Raw genomic sequence first — 15,267 nt, forward strand, 5'->3', positions numbered from 1 at the left:
CGCGTTCGCACCCTCATGTCCGGAACCCCGGACGACATGGCCCGCATCGCCACCGAGCACGGATTGGGGAAATCTCTGTGACCCAGGTATTCATCGAAGAGCACGCGGTGGCCGACAGTGCGGCCGGACCCTACGCCCTCACGACGGGATCGGACGGCGCGCTGTGGTTCACCCTCGTCCACAGTGGCCGGATCGGCCGGCTCGTCCCCGGCGAGGAGCCGACGAGCCACCGGCTCGACCCCACCTGCGGGCCGACCGTCATCACACCCGGCCCCGACGGTGCGCTGTGGTTCACCGAGTACCGGGCGGACCGGATCGGGCGGATCACCACCGACGGCGTCATCGACGAGTTCGGCGTGCCCACCGCCGGCTGCGGGCCGTTCGGTATCGCGGCGGGACCCGACGGTGCGCTGTGGTTCACCGAGACCGCCGCCGACCGTATCGGCCGCATCACCGCCGACGGCCGCGTCACCGAGTTCCCGCTCCCCGTCACGGGCGCGTTCCCCTCGGCGATCACCGCCGGTGACGATGACGGGATGTGGTTCACCCTCAACCAGGCGAACGCCCTCGGCCGGATCGGCATGGACGGTGCGGTCACCATCCATCCCCTGCCGACGGAGGCGGCAGCGCCGGTGGGGATCGCCGCAGGCCGCGACGGCGCGCTGTGGTTCGTCGAGATCGCCGCCGGTCAGATCGGACGGATCACTCCCGACGGGCAGATCACCGAGTTCCCACTCCCCGACCGCACCGCGCGACCGCACGCCGTCACCGTCGACAGCGACGGCACCGCATGGTTCACCGAATGGGGAGGCAACCGCGTCGGCGCGATCACCTCCGACGGCTCCCTCAGCGTCCACGACCTGCCCACCCCCCACTCCGAACCGCACGGCATCGCAACCGGTCCCGACGGCGCCGTGTGGACCGCACTGGAGATCGGTGCGCTCGCCCGCATCGCTCCCATCGCTCCCATCGCCCCAGCGGACAGCGCCACCTGACCAGGCTGCTGTCCCCCCTCACACGACATCAGCAGAGGCCGCCCGCAAGGCGGCCGGACAGGAACCCCGTGAAATACGCACTCGTGATCTTCGAAACGGACGAGTCACGCCGCCGGATCCAGGCCGACCGCGCTGCTTACCGCAAGGAATACGAAGCCTGGATCGGCAGCATCGCCGCGGCCGGGAAACTGGTCGGCGGCGAGGCTCTGGAGACCGAGAACATCACTCCCGCGACGGTGCGCAGAACGGCCGACGGAACATCAGCGGTGACCGACGGGCCCGCGCACGCCGGTGAGGAGACCCTCGGCGGCTGGTTCATCATCGACGTGGCCGACCGCGAGGAAGCCGTCGAACTGGCCACGAGCCTCCCCACCCCGGAGACCGTCGAGATCCGCCCGATCCTCGAATCCGCCTGAACCGGGCAGGGGACCGGCCCGGTGACCTCAAGGCGAGAGGCCAGGTCGAGCTTCACCTCGTTGTACGGGCGCACGTGGCCCCAGCGATCTGCTGCGAGTTCCAGGACGGGGACGGCTGTTATCCCTCTCATGGCTAGGGTCGGCCATGGTGGGGCCGCACTTCGACGAGGTCGGGCGACGGCAGTCGTCACTCACTCTTATTGATGGCCGAGAGTGCTCACGCCGAGGCTGTCAGCCACGCCAAGAGCCGCCGCAGGATCAATGCTTCGGCCGGACTCGACGGTGCAACCAGGGCCTCGCGCAGGGCTTGGCCGGCCTGCCGTTCGGCCCCCATCTCGTCGTCGACGACGCGGGTCTTCGGTTGCCAACCGAGACGGCGGCCCGCCTCGCGTGCAGCACGACGGACGTCCTTCAGTTCGCCCATCTCCGCAAGATCGCCGCTGCTCAGGATCAGCTGCCCGTGGTAGCCCTGCAGCGAGGCTTCAGGGAAGCCCGCATCAGGCCCTGCGGGCCCCATCCCGCTGGATTCAACGTACTGTCTGCCCCGTCCAGCACGCCGATGCCGCTCACACCCCCCGTCGGCCGGCATCCGCCGCCAAAACTGTTGGGCACTCCGCCGGGCCTGCTTGCTGAAGCCCTCGCGCGGAACTTTGTGATCGTGGATCGCGGTTCGCCTCATGCCCGGCCGGCCAGCGTCGTGATCCCAGGTGGCGGACCTCACCCGCGCCGTAGAACGGCCGTATGAGGCTTCGGCCGCCTGTGGAGCCGATGCCGGCGCAAGTCCGCGACAGCGTGCCCGCGCCGGGGGCGCTGCCTGATGGCCCCAACGTGCTCGTTGTCAGGCTGCGGCGACCGTGTCCTCAGCTGACCTGCGCATCGCGATGATCCGCGCAGTCACTCCGGTTTGGCCGTGATCACCGCTGTCTCTCCCGTCGCCGCGACGCTTGCCGTGCCGTCGGCTGTGACGAAGGGCTCCTGACCGGGCTGACGTGCGCCGAGGCATGCGAGGGTGAGCGTGGCGGTCACGGCCAGGACGACAACGGCGGCTCCCGAGAGCAGGAAGGCGTTCTCGACTCCGGCGAGGGTGATGGTGGTCGAGGCCACGAAGGGGGAGATCGCCAGGGCTCCTGCCACCCCGGCCTCCCACAGGCCGAGCGCCTTCGCCAGATGATGGCTCGGTATGCGCTGCTGCACCAGTGCGATCAAGGGAATGTCCGTGAGGGCCGAGGCCAGCCCCGTGGCGGTCAGAAGAACGGCCGCCACAGCATGGGAGGTGACCGTTCCCAGTGGAGCCCGGAAGATCCCGAGCAGGGCCCACGCCAGCACCGCGGCCAGTGCGAGTCTGCGGATGCGCAGGCCGGCCAGGAGCAGCGCGCCCACCACCTCGGCGACCCCGGCGACGCCGAGCAGCAGGCCGTACTGGCCGCCCTGCCCCACGACCGTGACCAGCCCGACGGTCAGGAAACCGTTGGTCAGGGCGAGGGCGAGCACGAAGGTCACGATGACGACGAGTACATCGGGAGCGGCCCGCACTGCCCTCAGCCCGGCGCTGAGATCGGACCACAGCCCGGTCTGCCCGCTGGTCGCGGCGGGGCGGGTCACGCGGATGGCTGCCACGGCGACCGCCGAGCCCAGGAAGGTCAGCCCGTTCACCACCAGCACCGACTGCAGCGAGCCGAAGGCCAGCAGCGGCGCCAGCATGAGCGGGCCGACGAAGAAGGCGGCCCGGAAGGCGACTTGCAGCAGTCCGTTGGCCTGCTGGAGGCGGTCGCCCGGCACGATCTGCGGAACGATGGCGTTGCGGGCCGGGGCGAACGGGGCGCCGATCAGCGCCAGCAGCGCCGTGGTCGCCACGAGCAGGGGCAGGTTCAGCAGGTCGAGGGCGAGCAGGACCGAAGCCACGGCCACCACGGCGACCCGGGCCAGGTCGGTGGCGATCATCAGCTTCCGGCGGTCGCGGCGGTCGGCGTACGAGGCGACGACGAAGGTGGCCACGAACGCGGGCGCGAACGCGGAGACGCTGACCAGGGCGACGGCCGTGGGGTCCTTCGTCAGTGACCAGGCCAGCCAGGCGGTCGCGGCGGTGTACAGGCCGTCGCCGAAGCGTGAGATGCCCTGACCGGCGAAGAGAAGCAGGAAGTTGCGGTCCTTCAGCAGTGACATGCGGCCACTGTCGGGTTCCGTCCGGGGCCTGATCCAGTTATTAGGCAGATGGCTAATCAGTCGGGCTCGTTCGCCTCGCCGTCGCCGTGCAAGAAGCTTTCGAGACTGGGGGTCAGGCCCGCCACCTGTCCGGGCGCAAGCCGGTACAGGACGTAATAGCCCTCGCGGCGGCGCTCCAGCAGGCCCGCGTCCGCCAGCACCCGCAGGTGCTTGGACAGGGCGGCCTCGCTGACTCCGACGAGCGGGGCCAACTCCTGCGTGCTGCGCGGGCGTTCGGCGAGCAGTCGCAGGGCGCGCAGCCGGGTGTCGTCGGCGAGCGCGCGGAGTGTGCCGACGAGCCTGGTCGGCGGAATCCGCGGGCGGGCCTCCCGGACGATCGAGGAGACGGGGAAGACGAGCCCGAGCGGCCACGGACCGTCGCAGTTGACGCGTACGTGCGGCCACACGTAGGCGCTGGGGGCGAGGACGAGTGTGTCGTCCGGGCCGATGGCGACCTCGTGGTCGTGCGGCCGCTCCAGCCAGAAGCGTTCGGCCTGCGGATCGCTGCGCACCTCCGGCCACAGGCCGCGGAGCATCCCGTACAGGCCGCGCTGCTCGATCTGGTGTCCGGCCTCACTGACGCCGGCGGCGAGTTCGGGTTCGATCCGGGCCCATTCCTCCTCGAACGCCTCCCGCCAGTAGCGCTCCAGCATGCTCAGGAACCGTTCGAGCAGCGCGCGCGGATCGTCGAGGAGCATCGCGGCCATTGCTTCGTCGCTTTCCCGTGCGACTCGCTCCCGCACCAGGCCGCGTACCTCCGGTTCGTCCAGCACGCGCGGATCCCTGCCCTTGCCGCCGCCCGGCCAGGGCGTGAGCAGGGGGACGGCGAACTCCAGGCGGACCAGTTCCGGATCCGCCCCGCGCAAGCCGGCCAGTTCGTCTTCGAAGTCCGTCAGCCCGCCGGTCGGCTGCGGAAAGAGGAACTCGGGGAAGTACGAGCGCACCGCGTAGGAGAACGCCTCGATCTCCCGCTTCAGCGCCGGGGACAGCTTGCGCATCGCACGCACCCAGCCGTGCTGGACGGGGTGGTGCTTGGGCTCCACCAGCACATGGAGACTCAGTACGGCTTCCATCGTCGGCGAGTAGGCGAACCCCACCCGCTCCGCACCGCCGGCCGGGACCCGGAACACGATCGTCATGACCCGTCATCCTTGCCTCACGGCGTCCGCGACGGGAGCCGCGCCGCGCCGCAAGCGGCAGGGCCGACCAGAAGGACATCCAGGAGATGCTCGGCCACTCGCCGATCACCATCACGGCCGACACGTACACGAGCCTGTTCCCCGAGGCCGACCTCGCCATCGCCGAGGCCGCAGCGCGGCTCGTACCGCACGCCCGCGCCACCTCCGAGAACACCCCTCCCACAGAGGAGCCAGAGCCCGCCGACGCGGAAAAGCCCGACACGGAAAAGCCCGACACGGAAAAGCCCGACACGGAATCCGTGCCGAACGGTGCTGATCCGTCGGGAGACATTCGGGAGATCAACTCCCCATCCGCTCACGCAAACGGCCCCGGACGAGTAGTCCGAGGCCGATTAGAAGCCCTCCGCGGGTAGAAACCCCAGGTCAGAGCGTCAACACGGCGTCCTGCACCGTCCGCTCACGCATCGCTCACGCGTGTGGGGCGTTCTCACCTGCGGCGGAGTGGGCGTCTCCGCGTCGGCCGCGGGGAGGGTGCCGGACGAGAGAGGCCTGGCAGGTTCTGGGGACAAGGTCTGATTCACCGGTCGCCGCAGAAGCTCACCCCTGAGGGGGAGGAACCGGGAAGAGCAGGCAGCTACTGGTGGCGTGGGCGAGTAGACGGTCTTTCGCGTCGACCAACTGCGCTTGGGCGAGGGCGGTTTGGCGGCCCTTGTTGACAACCGTGCCGACGGCGCGCACGGTGCCCGTCTCCACGGTGATCCGCCGTAGGAACTTCACCGTCAGGTCGAGTGAGGTGTACGCCATGCCTTGCGGGAGGGTGGTCTGGACGGCGCACCCCGCGGCAGAGTCGAGAAGGGTGGCGAAGATGCCGCCGTGCACGCTGCCGATCGGGTTGTAGTGCTCCTCGCCGGGCGTCAGGGAGAAGACCGCCCTGCCGGGCTCCACCTCGTCCAGGCGGAAGTCGATGGCGTAGTTGATGGGCGGCCCCGGCAGCCGCCCCGCCTGCAACTCGCGAAGGAAGTCGATGCCGGCCATGCGCCCGGCGGCTTCCGCCAGCATCGCGGGATCTTCCCATTGGTACGTACGTGTTCGTCCCACGACCGAGCGCCTTCCCCTCTGGCTTTTGCAAGTGAAGCTAGCTTCCGGCTCTCCTGACTGTCAATGACGAAGTCAGGCCCTTACGATGGCTGAATGGAGTGGCTTGAGGCGAGCACGGAGAACTGCCCCGTCCAGCGCACGCTCGACGTGGTCGGAGAGAAATGGACGTTGCTGATCCTGCGGGACGCCGTCAACGGAGTCCGCCGCTTCGACGACTTCCACCGCCACATCGGCCTGTCGGAGGCCGTCCTCAGCGACCGCCTGAGGAAGCTGATCGCGGCCGGCATCCTGAAGACCGTCCCCTACCGGGAGCCGGGCAGCCGCTCCCGCAACGAGTACCGCCTGACCCGCAAGGGCTGGGATCTGTGGCCCGTCCTGATGGCGCTGAGCCAGTGGGGCGAGGCGTACGCCCTCGACTCCGCGAGTCCTGTGCTGGACGTTCGCCACACCGACTGCGACGCTCCGGTCCGAGTCGTCGTCGAGTGCTCCGAGGGGCACTCCTCTCTCACCCCCAAGCACGTCACCGCCCGGCTGGGACCCGGTGCCCGGCCTCGGGCTGAGTCATCGGTATGAGACCGCGGGCGGGGCTCGACGCGGGGTGTCGAAGCGCTCCCTGTACCAGCTGTTCGAGAGCAAGGACGAACTGCTGGCGGCGAGCCTGGAGGAGCGCACCTCCGCCTACGTGGCGCACCTCCGCCCTACGTGGCGACCCTCCTGCCCGCGACAGACGACGACCGGTGACCCCGCCGGCGGATCCTGCGTGTCGTCGAGCAGGTGGAGTTGCAGGCGGGTTCACCCGAGTTCCGAGGCCGAACAGAGCGGGGCGAGCGATTCCGACTGTTGTCACGGCAGCCCAGTCCGGTCTTCGACGGCGCGAGTGCCCGTGCGGGGATCGGTGCCGACAAAGCTGACCGGGCTCGTCGCACCCATGGTGGTCACCTTGCTCGAACCCGCAGGCATGCGCTGACGCCTCCCTTATCGAGCCGGCCTGGTGGTCGATGCGCTCTTCGGCCGATTCCCTGACCTTGCGATCGCCGAGACTGCAGAGCAACTCCCCGTCCGCTCACGCAGACGGCCCCGGACGATGAGTCCGAGGCCGAACAGGACCCCTCCCTGAGGGAGAAACCCCAGGTCAGAGCGGTATCGCGTTGTATCCCCGGCAGGATTCGAACCTGCGACACCCGCTTGAGGAGTGGGATCGAATCCTTGCCGAGGGGTGACTGGCTCTGCCGTGTGGTGCTGTTCTGCCTGATCAGCGCCACACCGCACAGGGGGGGACGAACCAGTGCGTGATGGCTCGTCCCACACCGTCCGCTCACGCATGGCTCACGCATGTGGGACGTTCTCACCTGCGGCGGAGCGAATGTCTCTGGGCGGCTATCGGACGTGAGCCCCCGTGTGGGATCTCAGAACGCGCGTCACATGCCGACGCTGTGGCCTGCCGCTTCCTGCTCATTCTCACGCCGATGGCCATGCTTGTGTCTCAGGAGCGTGGCGATTTCGGCCTCAGGGAGCAATGGAACAGTGGTTGGCATTAAGCATTGACCGACGTCATGGACGCCGTTGACGGCGGGCGTTCCCGCCGGTTACCCGTGCTTGTCCGGTCCGGCGTCGGCGAAGGCGCGGTATCCGCCGAGATCTAGGGCTGGGCGAGGATATCGCCGCGGTGTACGACTCGGACCGGACCCGGGCCATCATCGGATGCTGATTCGCCGGCGTAGCGAGGTCGTGTCGGACATTCAGCAAGACCGCCGTCGTCGTCATCACCGCGAAGTCCGCCGGGCGCAGGGTCTTCGGCTCGCCACCGTCAGGCGTCCGTCTCGCTTGACCGCTTGCGCGTCAGTCCGGCAGCCAGTGCAGCTCGTGCGCCAGGGTTTTGGCGACGGCACGGATGCGGCGGTGTAGTGGTGACTGCTCGCGTGGGAGGACCAGATGGATCGTCAGGCTGGGCGCGCCACGCAGTGGTCGCCAGGTGAGACCGGCCGGTTGTGCCGTGGCCGCGGCTTCTCCGGCAGGGGCGAGGGTGACTCCGTCGCGCAGGTCGCGCTGAGACATGTCGAAAGAGACTGCGGGCGTGTGGAATCGGGGGTGTGGTCGGGTGTCTCGGAACAGTGCGGACAGCTGATCGTGGATCACGGGGTTGGCCGCACGGTCCGGGAGTCGCAGCGGATACGCGGCCGCGTCGGCGATCTCGATCTCCGGGTGTTCGGCCAGCGGGTGGTGCTGCGCCAGCTGGACCCCGGCGCGCATACGCCGCAGCAGGAACCGGCGCACGCCACGGCCCGGCTGTTCACCGCGGGTGATCCCGGCATCGATGCTGCCGTCGGCGACCGCGGGGGAGATCTCCGGTGTCGCCATCGGGACCGCGCCGACCTCGAGTCCGCTGTTGCCGCGAATCAGCCTGTCTACCAGGGCCGGTGTCGTCTCGGCCCCGGTGCTGAGGCTGTATCCGATGCGCAGCGTGCCCAGTTCACCGGCCGCCGCGCTCCGGGCGGTGTCCCATGCTCGGTCCAGTGCCGCCAGCGCGGGCGGCGCGGACTCCGCCAAAGCCGCACCGGCCGTGGTCAATACGACGCTACGCGTGTTGCGGACCAGCAGGGCCGTGCCGAGTTCCGTCTCCAATCGGCGCATCCGGGCGCTGAGTGCGGGCTGTGCGATACCGATCCGTGCGGCCGCGCGGGTGAAGTTCAACTCCTGTGCCAGCACCAGGAAATACCGCAGGCTCACCGTATCCGGCGCCACGTGGCCTCCCCGCTGATTGATAACGATCCGTTCTGAGTCTATCCCGTACCGGTCTTTCCCTCGGCCGCACATCAAGCCCTAACCTGCGCATATGGCGATTCAACTGACCGCAGTACCCGTCGCCAGGATCGATCGATCTGAGTGTCAATTCGGAGTCGGACATGTCCGGCCGAACACAGGAGAATTCCATGGCTAAGGGCTACTGGGTCAGTGTCTACCCCGCAATTTCCGACCCTGAGAGGCTGACTGCCTACAACGAGCTGGCCGGTCCGGCTGTCCAGGCTGGGGGCGGGCGCGTCCTGTCCCTCCTTGGCGGTCGAGTCGTCGCCCACGAGGCCGGAATCACGCAACGCGTCGTTCTGATCGAGTTCGACAGCTTTGAACAGGCCGTCGCGGCATACGAGAGCGAGGCATACCAGAAGGCGCTGGTGGCCCTCCCCGACGGCGTCGAGCGCGACTTCCGCATCATCGACGGCATCGACTGACCGGCGGGCCCAGCCATCGCTGAGCATCCGTCACCTGCGGTGGTTGGTTCCGGACGGTTCTTCAATGTCCGGAACCACCAGGTCAGAACAGGTGGGCCGTGAAGGTCAATCCGCCGCAGGACGGCTCGTGCCGCACCATCCGCTCACGCATCGCTCACGCACAAAGGAATGCTGACCAGAACGTTCACCCCTCCTGGTGCTGGTGCGTCTTCCAAGGAGGGTGAGCGGGTCTCAGGCGCGAGCACCTTCTGTTCTGGCCTTCTCCGCCACCGCCAATCAGCTCGGTGAAACCCTGGAAGAACTCCTCGACGAATCGGGCACCGGATCGCTTCCCGCCCTCTCAAGCGTTTCGGTGATAAGCCTTGTTGGCAATGCGCCAGCGGCCGTCGTCGTGGACCAGCAGGAAGATGTCGGTGAAGGTGTCCGCGCCGTGCCAGAGCGTCATCGTTGCGGTCGCGACCGTGCCGTGGACGTCTATGGCGTCGATGCGGCGGGAGCGGGTCGGTTCGTCCGGGGCTGGCTGGCCGTGGAAGAGAGCGCAGTACTCGTCCAGGCACCACGAGACGAATGCGCCGTTCCGTATTCCCTCGATATGGGCGGTGGGCAGGAACGCGTCGCGGAAGTGGGAGGCGTCGCCGGTGGCGTGTCCGCGGATGTAGGCACGAAGCGGTTCGAGCACGGCGTCCTCCACGGCGGGGACCGTGGCGGCAACGGCGATGTCTGCCTCAGGGGCTGAAGGGGTGTCGGCCAGGTCGGCTGCGCTGCGCAGGGGCGTGTTTGACGCGGCGGCCAGCAGCGCCATGTCCTTGGCCAGCGCACCGATCGTGAACTCGGCCCTGACAGCGGTCGGCTCGTCGGCGAGGAAGGTCCGCTTGCGGGCGACGAGTCCGCCGAGCTGGCCGAGTTCGAGGACGTCCAGCACCTGGGCACGGGGCAGGCCCAGGGCGTCGGCCTGCCGCAGTGAGTCGCGCAGCGCGAGGACGGCGCCGGCGAGGCTGTTGTTGGCGATCAGCTTGAGCGCGGCGGCCGTGGCGGCGTCGTCGATGCGCCGCACGGTGCCCAGCGTTTCCAGAGCCGGCCGGGCTCGGTCGAGCGCGACTTGGTCGGCGGCGGCGAGGATCTGCAGGGTGCCGGCGGCGGCAGCGGGCGCGGAGCCGAGCAGAGGCGCGTGGACGTAGGACTTGCCGAGTTGCCGGGCCAGCGTCGACGCTTCGGCGGGGGCGATGGTGCTGGTGTTCAGCACGATCGTGTCCGTTCGTAGCGAGTCACGGACGTGGTCGACGACCTGCTGGCAGGCCGGGCCGTCGAACAACGCCAGAAGAACGATGTCGGCCTTCGCCACGGCGTCGTTCGGGTCGTCGGTCGCCTCGACAGCGCCTGTCGTGTGCCCAGAGCGTGTCCAACCGACGACATCCCAATGATGTTCGGCGAGTCGTGTCGCGATTGCTGCGCCCATGCGACCCAAGCCGAGGACTGCGATCGTGTGCGGTGCGGTCATGCATCCCAGCGTGGAGGCGTCGCGATGCCTGCGACAAGCGCAGGTCTAGCAGGGCAGCCATGCGGGATACGCAGATCGGCTAGGCATACTTGCGCCATGGAGTTGACCGTGTGGCGGACGTTCGTGACGGTGTGTCGGCTCGGGTCGCTGTCGGCGGCGGCCACTGAGCTCGGTTACACGCAGTCGGCCGTATCTCGGCAGATCGCCGGGCTGGAGCGCCAGCTCGGGGTGCCGCTGGTGCAGCGGCATGTGCGCGGCGTGCGTCCGACGGCTGCCGGCGAGGTGTTCCGTCACCATGCCCTGGTCACGCTCAACGACGCCGATCGCGCAGTGCGTGCTGTACAGGACGTTCGTGACGGGGCGTTCAGCCGGACTCTGGCTGTCGGCGCGACGCCGTCTCTGGCTGCCGGGATCGTGCCCGCGGCGATCCGCCGCCTGCTGGACGAGGCCGCCCCCCTCCGGTGGAGCCTGGTGCCCGGGCTGAGCTCACAACTGCACGACCGCGTGATCGCCGGCGATCTCGACATCGCCGTCGTCACCGATGCACCACCGGGGCTGCCCAATGACCCACGTGTCCAACGACGGTTCCTGGGGATGGACAACATGGTTGTCGTGCTGCCCATCGACCATCCGCGGGCCGGACACGGCCCGGTGCACATCCAGACGCTGACCGACCAGACCTGGGTCGAGGACAACGACGGCTCGGCAGCGCTGCTGCGCCAGCACGCCGCCCGCGCCGGAGTCACCGCCCGCATCGACCTCACCGCGGCCGATCTGCCCGGCAAGATGGCCATGGTCGCAACCGGCCACGCCATCGCGCTCATACCCGGTGTGCTGACGTGTGCGCTGCGGGCCGACGTCACCACAGTGGCACTCATCGATCCCCCGACCCGGGGCGTCTACGCGATCACCCCGCGTCGCGACCCAAACCCATCCGCAGCGTCCCTGCTCGACCAGCTCGCGACAGCCTTCGGCCCACGGTGTCCCACCCACGCCGCGCACCAGCCGACCGAGACGAACGTCGACCCCGCTGCGCTGGCACTTCACGACGACATCACGGAAACACCCGGCTGAAAACCACCCCCTGCAGCAGGAGCGAATCGGGCATTGCTCAGCGCGTCCGATCCACGGCGTACTCGTCCTCGGCCCCATGGCCACCATCGACGATGTCGTCGCATCGGATGCCATGCCATCTGGCCCTGTCGGCAGGAGTCTGTGATGGGGACACCCCCCAGCCAGTCATCCTCATGGCTTGGTCCAGCCGGGCTCGGGTTCGTCGACCAGCGAGGCAGGCCACGTCCGGTGGTACGTCACTCGGACGACGTACGCGGACTGGCCTCCCACGACGGACCCACCCCCGACGGTCGTGGCCGCAGGGCGGCGGCCGTCAGTGTGACGAACAGTGCGAGGACCACTGGGATGGTCAGGGCCCATGCCAGGCCGGTCAGCTCCGCTACGGCGCCGATGAGCAGCGGCCCGGTCAGGAAACCGAGGTAACCGATGCTGGCCACGCGGGCGATCGCGCGGCCGGCGTGCCTCGTTCAGCCAGGCGTCCACCTCGTGCCACGACCCTGCTCCTGCCGCTCCCGTCGCAGTCCAGTGATGACCGGAGGGGGTGCTAGTTGGCGCGGATCTGGATTGAAGACCGCATAGGGCACGCGGCGTACGTACGCACCGTGGCGGAAGCCAAGCGGGCAGGTCGTACGCCACCGGGGCGCTACCGCGTGCGCTGGTACGACCCCGACGGCAAGCCGAAGATGAAGACCTTCGCCCGCAAGGTCGACGCCGACGCGGAGCGGACGAGGATGGAGTCTCGTCTCAACGACGGCTCCTACCGCGATCCCGCAGCCGCCCGCGTGAAGTTCGCAGAGGTGGCGGAGTCCTGGCCACATCGTCGAGGCGTACGCCGAGGACGACGGCAAGCCCTACCTCGACACCCCCAAGAACCACGAGCGCTGGTCGGTACCGATTCCACGATTCCTGGCCGAGGAGCTGAAGCCTCACGTTCAGGGGCGGGGAGATGGGGAGTTGCTCTTCACCGCTCCGCAGGGCGGGCCGCTACGGGCCCGCAGCTTCCGTCAGCGGTTCTTCGCACCGGCGGTCGTGAAGGCCGGGCTGGGGCACCTCAAGGTCACCCCGCACAAGCTGCGGCACACGGCGGCTTCGCTCGCCATCGCCAGCGGCGCGGACGTCAACGTCGTACAGACGATGCTGGGCCACAAGTCGGCGACGCTGACCCTGGACACGTACGGGCACCTCTTCCCGGACCGCCTGGACGAGGTCTCGAAGAAGATGCACAAGCGCCGCTCCAAGCAACTCGCCAAGGCGAAGGCCAAGCTGGAGAAGGCGGAGAAGAAGGCCCGCAAGGCGGCAGAGGCAGTCGCCGTCCTGGAAGACGATGCCGCGTGATGTGTGCCTTACGTGTGCTGTGTATGACAGCAGGGGTCGCTTCGGCGGCGCGGCGGAGCGCCCCCTGCTTTCGGGCTGCTAGGGCAGGTCGCGGCGGACCAACGCCTGAGCGAATGGTTCGCCGGTGGCGCGGGCGTAGGCCATCCGCTCGCGCACCTCGCTGAGGGTACGTGGGCGGTAGCCGGGGCCGCCGCAGCAGCTCTTGTGGAAACGCACGCCGGCGTTCAGCAACACGGAGAGGGTGCGCCAGGCGGCGGTGTCCCGCCTCTTGGGTGCCGCGAAGGCGGAGCCGACGTGGATCAGTGGTTCGGCGCAGCGTGGACAGACCCGGTCGTGATCGTGGTAGCCGGGGTAGGGCTGCTTGTACGAGGCCCGGCAGGGCAGGCAAACGTACGAGGTCATTCCATGGGCCATGCGGGAAGGGTAAAGCCGCCACAGGGCGGGCTCGATAGATTTCCGGCGTGCTGCGCAGGCTCTGGGGCAAAGGTGGGGCGGCGACGGCCGACCGTACTTGCTTCTACTCGCCGCCGCGGAGTCCTGCGTCGATGGCGTCAGCAGCATCCCCGGCCGCCAACTCGCTGAACTCCTTCGGGACCGCGCCGTCGTCATACACGAAGAGCCTTGCGCCGACGACGTGGGTCTTCGGGTGCCAGCCGAGACAACGGCCCGCCTCGCGTGCAGCACGACGGACGCCCTTCAGTTCGCCCATCTCCTCAAGATCGCCGCGGCTCGGGATCAGCTGCCCGTGGTAGCCCTGGTAGCGAGGCTTCAAGGAAGCCCGCATCAGGCCCTCCAAGCGGTCGACCAGCCTCTCGTGCCGGCGCCGGGCCAGCTCATCCTTCGAGGGCATCTCACACAGCTCCCCACCTCTGCCCGCAGCCGCATGTGTGCCATATGTGTGCTGCGAGTACGAAGGCCCTCCCGTCCGACGGACGAAAGGGCCTCTGACCAGGTGATTCTTTGTGCCCCCGGCAGGATTCGAACCTGCGACACCCGCTTTAGGAGAGCGGTGCTCTATCCCCTGAGCTACGAAGGCAGGGGCTTGTAGAAAACCTTGTTGAAAACCCAGGGTGTGGATCTTCGACGAGGAGCGCAAGCCCGCTGGTCAGACGTGGTGCAACACTCTCCGCTGGGTCATCTGAGCAGACAACGTCACGTACCAACGACTGACCAGGGGTAGCTTAGCGGATGCGCGCCAGTGAGGGTCCTCTGTCTGGGGGCAGGAGGTCGGGGCGGCGAGCTGGAGCGCCTCTGACCTGCGGTTCCTGGGGCTTGCATCGCGTGGTTGGTGGACGTTGTGGGAGCCGGGACCGAGGGCCGTCGGACCGTTCTGCTCCCTGTGTCAGCTTGTGGGGCTACTTGCCGCTGTCTCGGGGTGCCTGGCATGACAGGCCGCTCCCGCGGAGGCAGGGGTCTCTTGCGCAGCACGCAAGCGGGACACGCTCACAACCTCGGGGTGGGCCCACGGACGCGACGTCCTTGTCATGCTGCTGACCGCACTGGCCACGGCGTTTCCCGACGGCGGCACACCATCGAACGACTCACCCCCGGCGGCACCGACGAAGCACTGCTGTACTGGCGGTTCATCGGCACCGCCTTCCTCGGCGCCCCGGCAGCCGGTGCCCGCGTGGACTTCGCCGGCACCGACCTGTTCGCCGCCGGCAGCGGAGCCTTCACCGCACAGCGCCACGTCGAAGACCTGCTCACCCTCACCGGCCAACCGCGCCCGGACCACACCGGATCATGACCGTGTCACCGACGCCGGACAGCAAGCGGCGGCCGCATCGAGAAAGTCGATGCGGCCGCCGCTGCCGTGACGAGGTTCCGTCGCCCGACGGTGATGCCGGGACGACGAGAGTCAGACGCCGTAGGGGTTGTCGATGATGTAGACCCAGTCCCCCTCGCTCGTCCTCCTCATCACCTCGACCGCCTTTCCTTCCACGGTGCCGCTCTCGCTCGTGATCCGCCAGGACGGCTGGACCATCGCCAGGTCGCCGTTCTGATGGACCGACGTGGCCACCACCTCCATGGTGCTGGGCGAGGCGAGGTAGGGCTTCAGCGCTTCCTTGATGCCTTCCCTGCCGTAGACCGGCTCCTGTCCCGGTCCCGGTACGAACATGGCGTCTTCGTCGAACAGGGAACCCAGTCCGTCGAGGTCCCGGTCCTTGAGGTACTGGGCGAAGCGCTCGTGCACGACTTCCGGTTTCATGTTCTTTCCTCTTCTTTTCTTTCGTTGCGGACGGGCGGGTCGGCTACAGGCCGATCTACGTGAGCCATTGACCG

General features: G+C 68.6%; 18 protein-coding genes, 1 tRNA gene and 1 pseudogene. 9 read left to right on the forward strand and 11 right to left on the reverse strand.

The window, feature by feature from the left end; genetic code table 11:
• The first annotated feature begins 77 nt into the window (after window positions 1-77).
• Entirely contained in the window at window positions 78-995 is a 918-nt protein-coding gene (locus tag ACIREI_RS12960; protein ID WP_403331304.1) for a virginiamycin B lyase, read from the forward strand.
• A gap of 68 nt (window positions 996-1,063) precedes the next feature.
• The gene (locus tag ACIREI_RS12965; RefSeq protein ID WP_403331307.1) at window positions 1,064-1,411 is read left to right on the forward strand and encodes a YciI family protein; all 348 of its coding nucleotides are present in this window, start codon (window positions 1,064-1,066) and stop codon (window positions 1,409-1,411) included.
• 217 nt (window positions 1,412-1,628) lie between these two features.
• On the opposite strand, the gene ACIREI_RS12970 is transcribed toward ACIREI_RS12965, so the two are convergent.
• The 3 genes from ACIREI_RS12970 to ACIREI_RS12980 form a co-directional block, all read right to left on the reverse strand.
• A complete protein-coding gene (locus ACIREI_RS12970; RefSeq protein WP_403331310.1) occupies window positions 1,629-1,928 on the reverse strand; it encodes a hypothetical protein in 300 nt (99 codons plus the stop codon).
• A gap of 377 nt (window positions 1,929-2,305) precedes the next feature.
• Window positions 2,306-3,574, reverse strand: coding sequence for an MFS transporter (locus tag ACIREI_RS12975; protein WP_403331313.1), 1,269 nt, complete (start codon window positions 3,572-3,574; stop codon window positions 2,306-2,308).
• Between the two features lie 56 nt (window positions 3,575-3,630).
• Window positions 3,631-4,752, reverse strand: coding sequence for a DUF5937 family protein (locus ACIREI_RS12980; RefSeq protein ID WP_403331316.1), 1,122 nt, complete (start codon window positions 4,750-4,752; stop codon window positions 3,631-3,633).
• A gap of 86 nt (window positions 4,753-4,838) precedes the next feature.
• Here ACIREI_RS12980 and ACIREI_RS12985 point away from each other — a divergent pair, with 86 nt between their 5' ends.
• Window positions 4,839-5,165, forward strand: coding sequence for a hypothetical protein (locus tag ACIREI_RS12985; RefSeq protein ID WP_403331319.1), 327 nt, complete (start codon window positions 4,839-4,841; stop codon window positions 5,163-5,165).
• Window positions 5,166-5,349: 184 nt separating this feature from the next.
• Here ACIREI_RS12985 and ACIREI_RS12990 read toward each other — a convergent pair whose 3' ends face one another.
• Window positions 5,350-5,850 carry a PaaI family thioesterase gene (locus tag ACIREI_RS12990; protein WP_403331322.1) on the reverse strand — a complete coding sequence of 167 codons (501 nt, stop codon included), beginning with the start codon at window positions 5,848-5,850 and terminating at the stop codon, window positions 5,350-5,352.
• A gap of 93 nt (window positions 5,851-5,943) precedes the next feature.
• Between ACIREI_RS12990 and ACIREI_RS12995 the strand changes: the two genes are divergently transcribed.
• Both ACIREI_RS12995 and ACIREI_RS13000 read left to right on the forward strand, forming a co-directional pair.
• Complete coding sequence (locus ACIREI_RS12995) at window positions 5,944-6,423, forward strand: winged helix-turn-helix transcriptional regulator (RefSeq protein ID WP_403331325.1); 480 nt, start codon at window positions 5,944-5,946, stop codon at window positions 6,421-6,423.
• A 22-nt stretch (window positions 6,424-6,445) separates the two neighbouring features.
• Window positions 6,446-6,817, forward strand: a pseudogene (locus tag ACIREI_RS13000) (TetR/AcrR family transcriptional regulator); the annotation flags it as partial.
• Between the two features lie 872 nt (window positions 6,818-7,689).
• On the opposite strand, the gene ACIREI_RS13005 reads toward ACIREI_RS13000, so the two are convergent.
• Entirely contained in the window at window positions 7,690-8,592 is a 903-nt protein-coding gene (locus ACIREI_RS13005; protein WP_403331328.1) for a LysR family transcriptional regulator, read from the reverse strand.
• Window positions 8,593-8,780: 188 nt separating this feature from the next.
• Between ACIREI_RS13005 and ACIREI_RS13010 the strand changes: the two genes are divergently transcribed.
• Window positions 8,781-9,077 (forward strand): DUF1330 domain-containing protein, encoded by a 297-nt coding sequence (locus tag ACIREI_RS13010; RefSeq protein WP_399163027.1) that lies wholly within the window; start codon window positions 8,781-8,783, stop codon window positions 9,075-9,077.
• Window positions 9,078-9,417: 340 nt separating this feature from the next.
• Here the strand turns inward: ACIREI_RS13010 and ACIREI_RS13015 are convergent, their stop codons facing one another.
• Window positions 9,418-10,575, reverse strand: coding sequence for a nuclear transport factor 2 family protein (locus ACIREI_RS13015; protein ID WP_403331331.1), 1,158 nt, complete (start codon window positions 10,573-10,575; stop codon window positions 9,418-9,420).
• A gap of 96 nt (window positions 10,576-10,671) precedes the next feature.
• Between ACIREI_RS13015 and ACIREI_RS13020 the strand changes: the two genes are divergently transcribed.
• Complete coding sequence (locus ACIREI_RS13020; RefSeq protein ID WP_403331334.1) at window positions 10,672-11,649, forward strand: LysR family transcriptional regulator; 978 nt, start codon at window positions 10,672-10,674, stop codon at window positions 11,647-11,649.
• A gap of 236 nt (window positions 11,650-11,885) precedes the next feature.
• Here the strand turns inward: ACIREI_RS13020 and ACIREI_RS13025 are convergent, their stop codons facing one another.
• On the reverse strand, window positions 11,886-12,086 hold the full coding sequence (locus ACIREI_RS13025; RefSeq protein ID WP_403331337.1) for a hypothetical protein: 201 nt from the start codon (window positions 12,084-12,086) through the stop codon (window positions 11,886-11,888).
• Window positions 12,087-12,567: 481 nt separating this feature from the next.
• On the opposite strand from ACIREI_RS13025, the gene ACIREI_RS13030 reads away from it, so the two are divergent.
• Window positions 12,568-12,984: a tyrosine-type recombinase/integrase gene (locus tag ACIREI_RS13030; RefSeq protein ID WP_403331981.1), complete on the forward strand. Its 417-nt coding sequence runs from the start codon at window positions 12,568-12,570 to the stop codon at window positions 12,982-12,984.
• 78 nt (window positions 12,985-13,062) lie between these two features.
• Here the strand turns inward: ACIREI_RS13030 and ACIREI_RS13035 are convergent, their stop codons facing one another.
• From ACIREI_RS13035 to ACIREI_RS13045, 3 genes are all read right to left on the reverse strand, one after another.
• Window positions 13,063-13,398 (reverse strand): deoxyxylulose-5-phosphate synthase, encoded by a 336-nt coding sequence (locus ACIREI_RS13035; protein WP_403331340.1) that lies wholly within the window; start codon window positions 13,396-13,398, stop codon window positions 13,063-13,065.
• A gap of 103 nt (window positions 13,399-13,501) precedes the next feature.
• On the reverse strand, window positions 13,502-13,834 hold the full coding sequence (locus ACIREI_RS13040; RefSeq protein WP_403331342.1) for a hypothetical protein: 333 nt from the start codon (window positions 13,832-13,834) through the stop codon (window positions 13,502-13,504).
• A gap of 113 nt (window positions 13,835-13,947) precedes the next feature.
• Window positions 13,948-14,020, reverse strand: a tRNA-Arg gene (locus tag ACIREI_RS13045).
• A 420-nt stretch (window positions 14,021-14,440) separates the two neighbouring features.
• Between ACIREI_RS13045 and ACIREI_RS13050 the strand changes: the two genes are divergently transcribed.
• Complete coding sequence (locus ACIREI_RS13050) at window positions 14,441-14,731, forward strand: hypothetical protein (protein WP_403331345.1); 291 nt, start codon at window positions 14,441-14,443, stop codon at window positions 14,729-14,731.
• Between the two features lie 111 nt (window positions 14,732-14,842).
• On the opposite strand, the gene ACIREI_RS13055 is transcribed toward ACIREI_RS13050, so the two are convergent.
• Entirely contained in the window at window positions 14,843-15,193 is a 351-nt protein-coding gene (locus ACIREI_RS13055) for an SgcJ/EcaC family oxidoreductase (RefSeq protein WP_391038420.1), read from the reverse strand.
• Between the last annotated feature and the right edge of the window lie 74 nt (window positions 15,194-15,267).

This window comes from Streptomyces sp. NPDC093591 (assembly GCF_044764885.1).
Classification (GTDB): Bacteria; Actinomycetota; Actinomycetes; order Streptomycetales; family Streptomycetaceae; genus Streptomyces.

What these genes read in the sequence shown, in the direction of transcription:
- ACIREI_RS13010 (WP_399163027.1), top strand. Translation starts at nt 8,781, where the DNA reads ATGGCTAAGGGCTACTGGGTCAGTGTCTACCCCGCAATTTCCGACCCT.
- ACIREI_RS13020 (WP_403331334.1), top strand. Translation starts at nt 10,672, where the DNA reads ATGGAGTTGACCGTGTGGCGGACGTTCGTGACGGTGTGTCGGCTCGGG.
- ACIREI_RS13040 (WP_403331342.1), bottom strand. Translation starts at nt 13,834, where the DNA reads ATGCCCTCGAAGGATGAGCTGGCCCGGCGCCGGCACGAGAGGCTGGTC.
- ACIREI_RS13015 (WP_403331331.1), bottom strand. Translation starts at nt 10,575, where the DNA reads ATGACCGCACCGCACACGATCGCAGTCCTCGGCTTGGGTCGCATGGGC.
- ACIREI_RS12970 (WP_403331310.1), bottom strand. Translation starts at nt 1,928, where the DNA reads ATGGGGCCCGCAGGGCCTGATGCGGGCTTCCCTGAAGCCTCGCTGCAG.
- ACIREI_RS12980 (WP_403331316.1), bottom strand. Translation starts at nt 4,752, where the DNA reads ATGACGATCGTGTTCCGGGTCCCGGCCGGCGGTGCGGAGCGGGTGGGG.
- ACIREI_RS12975 (WP_403331313.1), bottom strand. Translation starts at nt 3,574, where the DNA reads ATGTCACTGCTGAAGGACCGCAACTTCCTGCTTCTCTTCGCCGGTCAG.
- ACIREI_RS12995 (WP_403331325.1), top strand. Translation starts at nt 5,944, where the DNA reads ATGGAGTGGCTTGAGGCGAGCACGGAGAACTGCCCCGTCCAGCGCACG.
- ACIREI_RS13035 (WP_403331340.1), bottom strand. Translation starts at nt 13,398, where the DNA reads ATGGCCCATGGAATGACCTCGTACGTTTGCCTGCCCTGCCGGGCCTCG.
- ACIREI_RS12985 (WP_403331319.1), top strand. Translation starts at nt 4,839, where the DNA reads ATGCTCGGCCACTCGCCGATCACCATCACGGCCGACACGTACACGAGC.
- ACIREI_RS13055 (WP_391038420.1), bottom strand. Translation starts at nt 15,193, where the DNA reads ATGAAACCGGAAGTCGTGCACGAGCGCTTCGCCCAGTACCTCAAGGAC.